Source organism: Methanospirillum sp. (assembly GCF_028679455.1).
Lineage (GTDB): Archaea > Halobacteriota > Methanomicrobia > Methanomicrobiales > Methanospirillaceae > Methanospirillum.
In genome coordinates, this window is sequence record NZ_JAJRBM010000162.1 from 1 (window position 1) to 5,847 (window position 5,847).

General features: G+C 48.9%; 4 protein-coding genes, 1 tRNA gene and 1 pseudogene. 2 read left to right on the forward strand and 4 right to left on the reverse strand.

Annotated features, from left to right (window positions below):
- Positions 1–41 precede the first annotated feature (41 nt).
- From LUQ50_RS05535 to LUQ50_RS05550, 4 genes and pseudogenes are all read right to left on the reverse strand, one after another.
- A complete protein-coding gene (locus LUQ50_RS05535) occupies positions 42–476 on the reverse strand; it encodes an ACT domain-containing protein (RefSeq protein WP_300037408.1) in 435 nt (144 codons plus the stop codon).
- Positions 477–1,778 carry a phenylacetate--CoA ligase family protein gene (locus tag LUQ50_RS05540; protein ID WP_300037411.1) on the reverse strand — a complete coding sequence of 434 codons (1,302 nt, stop codon included), beginning with the start codon at positions 1,776–1,778 and terminating at the stop codon, positions 477–479.
- Positions 1,778–3,067: a phenylacetate--CoA ligase family protein gene (locus LUQ50_RS05545; protein WP_300037414.1), complete on the reverse strand. Its 1,290-nt coding sequence runs from the start codon at positions 3,065–3,067 to the stop codon at positions 1,778–1,780. Before LUQ50_RS05545 ends, LUQ50_RS05540 begins: the two co-directional genes overlap by 1 nt.
- Before the next feature lie 128 nt (positions 3,068–3,195).
- Positions 3,196–4,911 (reverse strand): annotated as a pseudogene (locus LUQ50_RS05550) (AMP-binding protein).
- 105 nt (positions 4,912–5,016) lie between these two features.
- Between LUQ50_RS05550 and LUQ50_RS05555 the strand changes: the two are divergent.
- Both LUQ50_RS05555 and LUQ50_RS05560 read left to right on the forward strand, forming a co-directional pair.
- Positions 5,017–5,182 (forward strand) — tRNA-Trp (locus LUQ50_RS05555).
- Between the two features lie 124 nt (positions 5,183–5,306).
- Positions 5,307–5,847 (forward strand): bifunctional 5,6,7,8-tetrahydromethanopterin hydro-lyase/3-hexulose-6-phosphate synthase (locus tag LUQ50_RS05560; RefSeq protein ID WP_300037417.1); only part of this gene is annotated, 541 nt, incomplete at its 3' end.

Here is a 5,847-nt window from a genome sequence, read left to right on the forward strand (position 1 = left end):
AATAGGAGATGCTGGCTAATAAGGTATCGCTGAAAAAAAGGTTAGTGAATTGTTGAAGATGCGATGATGGTGAAATGATTGTCAAGTAACAGACGGATTGCTTCTTCTACCTGATCAACCCGCAGGATAAGCACTGCCCGGTCTTTCCCTGAGTATGCATATGAATACTCGATATTGATCTTTGCAGCTGCCAGTTTGGAGGCAATCTCATAAAGACCACCGGGCTCATCTTTCATCTCAACCCCGATCACATGGGTAAAGGCAACGTTGAATCCGAGTGCGGTCAGTTTCTGGTGAGCCAGATCCGGGTTGTTAACCAGTGCTCTGATAACTCCGAATCCATCAGCTTCAGCAATCGAGAATGCAAGGATATTGATCCCCTCTTCCTGGCATACTTTTGCCATTGCAGCGAGTCTGCCTGGTTTGTTCTCAGAGAAAAGCGATATCTGCCTGATAATATACTTCTCACAGTTCATTCACAACGTCCTCCTGTCAATTACTCTCTTAGCCTTACCCTCAAATCTGGGCAGAGATCCTGCCTCTACCAGTTCCACCGTTACCGCTACATTGAGCGAGGTATGCAGGGCCCGTTCCACCTTTGTTCTGATCTTCATCAGATCGGTGATCTTATCAGAGAATGAATCTCCTGCAATCTCGACTTTGACAAGCATATCGTCCAGAGCTCCGGTACGATCCACCTCAATCATGAAGTGCTTGCCGATCTCCGGAATTCCCAGCAGCGTATGTTCTATCTGGGAGGGGAAGACATTAATGCCTCTGATGATCAGCATATCGTCTACCCGGCCTGTCAGTCGCTTCAGACGAGGTGAGGTCCGTCCACAGGGGCATGGTTCAGGATTGAGGGCGGCAATATCCCCGGTACGATACCTGATGATTGGGAGCCCTTCTTTCTGGAGCATGGTGACAACCAGTTCACCCTCCTGTCCGGGAGGGAGAGGTTTCTGGGTATCCGGGTCAAGAATTTCAGGATAGATCAGATCGCCCCAGAGATGAGCGCCCTGCTGCTGTTCGCATTCACTAAAAAGCGGGCCTGATAGTTCACTGGTTCCATAGATGTCATAGGCATCTACATTAAGCCAGTCTTTGATTCGGATCCGCATCTGTTCACTCCACGGTTCTGCCCCTACGATTGCCTTCCGAAGCAGGGTATCATTTTTAATCGAGATCCCCATCTTCTCTGCCACTTCACCGATATGGATCAGATAGGATGGCGTACAAGCGATGGCAGTTACCCGCAGGTCCCGCATCAGTTCGACCTGGCGTTCGGTGTTTCCTACCGATGTCGGCAGAACGGTTGCACCAACCCGTTCCGCACCATAATGAGCGCCAAGTCCACCGGTAAAGAGCCCGTATCCGTAACTGATCTGCATTACGTCTCCTCTCCCGATTCCGGCTGAAGCAAGACCGCGGGCGATGGACTCGGCCCAGTTATTGATATCCTTCTGGGTGTATCCGACAACCGTTGGCTTTCCGGTTGTCCCTGAAGAAACATGGTACCTGACCAGTTCCTCCTTATCACTCACGATGAGGCCGTCCGGATAATTGTCACGGAGATCTTTCTTCTCCATAAATGGGAGTTTTGTGATGTCCTCAAGTGAGGTGATATCATCAGGGTGAACTCCCGCTTCTTTCATCCGGTTCCGGTAAAAGGATGAGAAACTGTAAACCCGGTATACCAGCGTCTTGAGCAGTTTAAACTGGAATTTTTTAAGTTCTTCTGGTGGCATCTCTTCAATCCGGGGATTCCAGCTGTGCATCAGAGTGCCTCCCGCTGATCAATTACCCGTTTTGACTTTCCTTCAAACCGGGGTAGCGTCCCCGGCTCAACCAGCCTGACCGTTGTCCTGATTTCAAGAACATCTCTGAGTGCCTTCACTACCTTCCCCTGTAATTTTTTGAGATCAGCCAGTTCGCCTCTGAAATATCCCGGAGCCACTTCCACATCGATCGTCATCTCATCCATATGGTTCACACGGTTCACATATACCATATAGTGGTTGCCCACCTCAGGGATCTCAAGAAGTACATGTTCGATCTGGCTCGGGAAGACATTGATACCTCTGATTACCAGCATATCATCACTTCTTCCCGTGAATCTGGCGAGTTTCGGTCCCCGTCCGCATGAGCATTCATCCTCAAGAATCATGGTGATGTCACCGGTCCGATATCGGATGAGTGGCATGGCTTCTTTGACCAGGGGGGTCACCACCAGTTCACCCCGTTCTCCGGGACCGAGCTGCTCCCCGGTCTTCGGGTCGATGATCTCTACCAGATAACTGTCATGCCAGATATGCAGCCCGTCGTGCTCTTTGCATTCGAACGCTACTCCAGGCCCGTAGAGTTCACTCATCCCATAACTGTCAAATGCCTCTACTCCGAGTTTCAGCTCAAGATCACGCCGCATCGCATCAGACCAGGGTTCTGCCCCGAATATGCCGGTCTTTAGGCATGATAAATCAGCATTCATCTCTTCAGCAGCTTCAGCAAGGTGGAGAGCATAACTTGGAGTACAATGAATGACTGTAACTCCAAAGTCATGAAGCATCTCTATCTGGCGCTTCGTATTCCCTGTTGCACTCGGGATAGTGGTCATTCCTATTTTTTCAGATCCGTAATGGAATCCGAGTCCACCGGTGAACATCCCGTAGTTTACCATATTCTGAAAGACATCATCTGCAGTCAGCCCGACCATCGTCAGGTTACGGGCAATGAGACCTGACCATGTATCCAGATCTCCCCGGGTGTATCCGACAACAGTTGGTTTGCCGGTTGTTCCTGACGTGGTGTGAATTCTGACAACCTCGCGTTTTGGAACCGCAAAAAAGCCGAATGGGTAACCAGCCCTGAGATCACTCTTCTTGGTGAAGGGAAGTTTCTGCAGGTCTTCAAGATTTTTGATACTTCCTGGTCCTATCCCTGCTTCCCGAAATTTCTCCTTGAAAAAACTGATATTGCCACACCGCTCTACTGTCTCCCGAAGCCTTTTTATCTGGAGTTCATGTAGATCGGCCTGACTGATCGTCTCCATTGCTTTGTCCCAGAACATAAATCAGGCACCTTATTGTACTCACTCACCAACCGGTTTCCAGAGTAACTGGCTATTGATTGGGCTCAAAAACTCATAACCCTTGTTATTTAGTGACACGCGAATTTCTAATAAAAAAGTGGTAATGATCAGGCAGTTTTGATCTGAGCCACTGCCTGGAGGCCAAGCATCTCGATTGCCATCTCTTTCATCTTGAACTTTTGAATTTTCCCTGACACCGTGATCGGTACTGTCTCGACAAATGCGTAGTATCGTGGGATTTTAAACCTGGCAATTTTTCCCTCACAATATTCACGGACATCGGCTTCTGTCATGGTCTCTCCTTTATTCAGGATGATCCATGCCATGAGTTCTTCGCCGTATTTCTCATCAGGAACTCCGATGACATACACATCAGATATCTTTGGGTTCTGATGCAGGAACTCTTCAATCTCTCTGGGATAGAGATTCTCCCCTCCACGGATGACCATATCCTTGAGACGGCCCTCGATATGTACGAACATCTCCGGATCAAACGAACCGAGATCACCGGTGTGAACCCAGCCATGTTCATCCTTGGCCTGTCTGGTGGCGGTGGGGTTGTTGTAATAGCACCGCATGGACATGTATCCACGGGCACAGATTTCACCGATCTCACCGAGTGCCACGACTTTCTTTGTATCAGGGTCAATAATTTTGAGTTCGGTGTGCGGGAAGACTCTTCCTACGGTGGTAACCCGTTTATCCAGAGGATCCTTGGTGGTGGTCATGGTTACACCAGGAGAGGTCTCAGTCTGTCCGTACACGATCACAACCTCAGACATATGCATCTTGGATGAGACCTCCTTCATGGTTTCAATGGGGCAGGGGGATCCAGCCATGATTCCAGTCCGGAGCGAGCGAAGATCATATTTTGAAAAGTTTGGATGGTTGAGTTCGGCGATAAACATAGTCGGAACCCCATGTACTGCCGTGCACCGTTCTGCCTCAATGGTCTTCAGTACCTCTTCAGGGTCGAAGGCAGGTGCAGGGATGACCATGGTAGCTCCATTTGATGCGCAGGCCATATTGGAGAGTACCATGCCGAAACAGTGATAGAATGGAACCGGGATGCAAAGACGGTCTTTTTCAGTAAAACCCATCCCTTTGCCTATCATGTACCCGTTATTAAGGACCCCGTGATGGGTGAGTACAACACCTTTTGGGTATCCGGTGGTGCCTGAAGTATACTGAATATTAATTGCATCATCAAAGTTCAGCGAATCAGCCCTTTCCCTGAGTTCTTCAGGGCTGATATATTCACCTTGTTTTAGTAGATCATCCCAGTTGAACATTCCGTTATAGTTGATTTTACCAATAAATACTTAAGTTTTAAGGAACTGAAACTTTTCTGATAGAATTCTCCCTGGGCGTGACTCATACGCTTCAGGGCAGGACTCGTAGAACATGCCTACATAGTCAGATGTCTTAAATCTGCCTTGAATAATGATCAGTTTAATTTCAGACTGCTTGAGACAGTAATCAAGTTCAAACGTCCGGTAAGCCGGGTTGATATTGACCATGATTGCCCCGATCTTTGCGGTAGCAAACTGGACCATTATCCACTCGGCATAATTCATAGCCCAGATTCCTACCCGGTCCCCTTTATTGATGTCCATTGCCATCAGACCGCGGCCGATCTTGTCAACCTCGTCCCTGAACTGGCGGTAGGTGAGACGTATGTCCTGAAACGGTGCAACCAAAGCTTCCGTATCAGGATGACGTGCACAGACCTGATCCAGCATCTCTCCTATGGTGACTCCCAAGAGCGGGTTGTCAGATATACCGCATGAGTAGCTCAGCTCAGGCGCTTTTTGCTCAACCATTGCATATTACTAATCCCTGAGTAGATTTATCCCTCGCGCTGTTTCGTATTGATCGGTATGATCATAAGTCTTAAGTCTGTAGATGAATTACCTATACGAGCACAGGGGGTCGTGGCCTAGTCCGGCATGGCGACAGGCTCCAGCGGTCTTTGTATTCCGGCAGATGATGACAAATGGGTCTTCTGATTCAGTGATGATCCGTTGGAGCACTGATGCTTGGAAGCATAACGGAGAGACCTGTCGATCGTGAGTTCAAATCTCACCGACCCCACGTTTTTAACTGATCTGACTTTTGTTGATAGTTATTCTGGATTCTTCAATACATATCTGAAGGACTTCTGTTGCGACAGGTGTCTTATAGATCAATAGCCGATATATACGCAGAAGGTATACAGATGTATCTTATAGGCGAAGCCCTCATTGGCGACGGTGCTGAACTGGCCCACATTGATCTTATCATCGGTGATAAGAACGGGCCGGTTGGTACTGCGTTTGCCAACTCTCTCTCCCAGTTGTCAGCCGGTCATACCCCTCTTCTTGCAGTTATCAGACCGAACCTGCTCACCAAGCCTGCAACGCTGGTCATTCCAAAGGTGACCCTGAAGTCTGGTGCACAGGTTACTCAGATGTTTGGTCCGGTTCAGGCTGCAGTTGCCAAAGCAGTTGCAGACTGTGTTGAGGAAGGCGTCTTCGCCGGGCAGGATCTCAATGATCTGGTCATTCTGGCAAGTGCGTTCCTGAGTCCTGAAGCCAAGGATTACAACCGGATCTACCGGTACAATTATGGTGCTGTTAAACTGGCTCTTAACCGTGCATTTGAACAGTTCCCAGACGAGAAAACCCTGCTTCATGAGAAGGATCGGGCTGCACATGCGGTCATGGGATTCAAGGTTCCCCGGCTCTGGGATGCACCGTACCTGCAGGTTGCCCTTGATA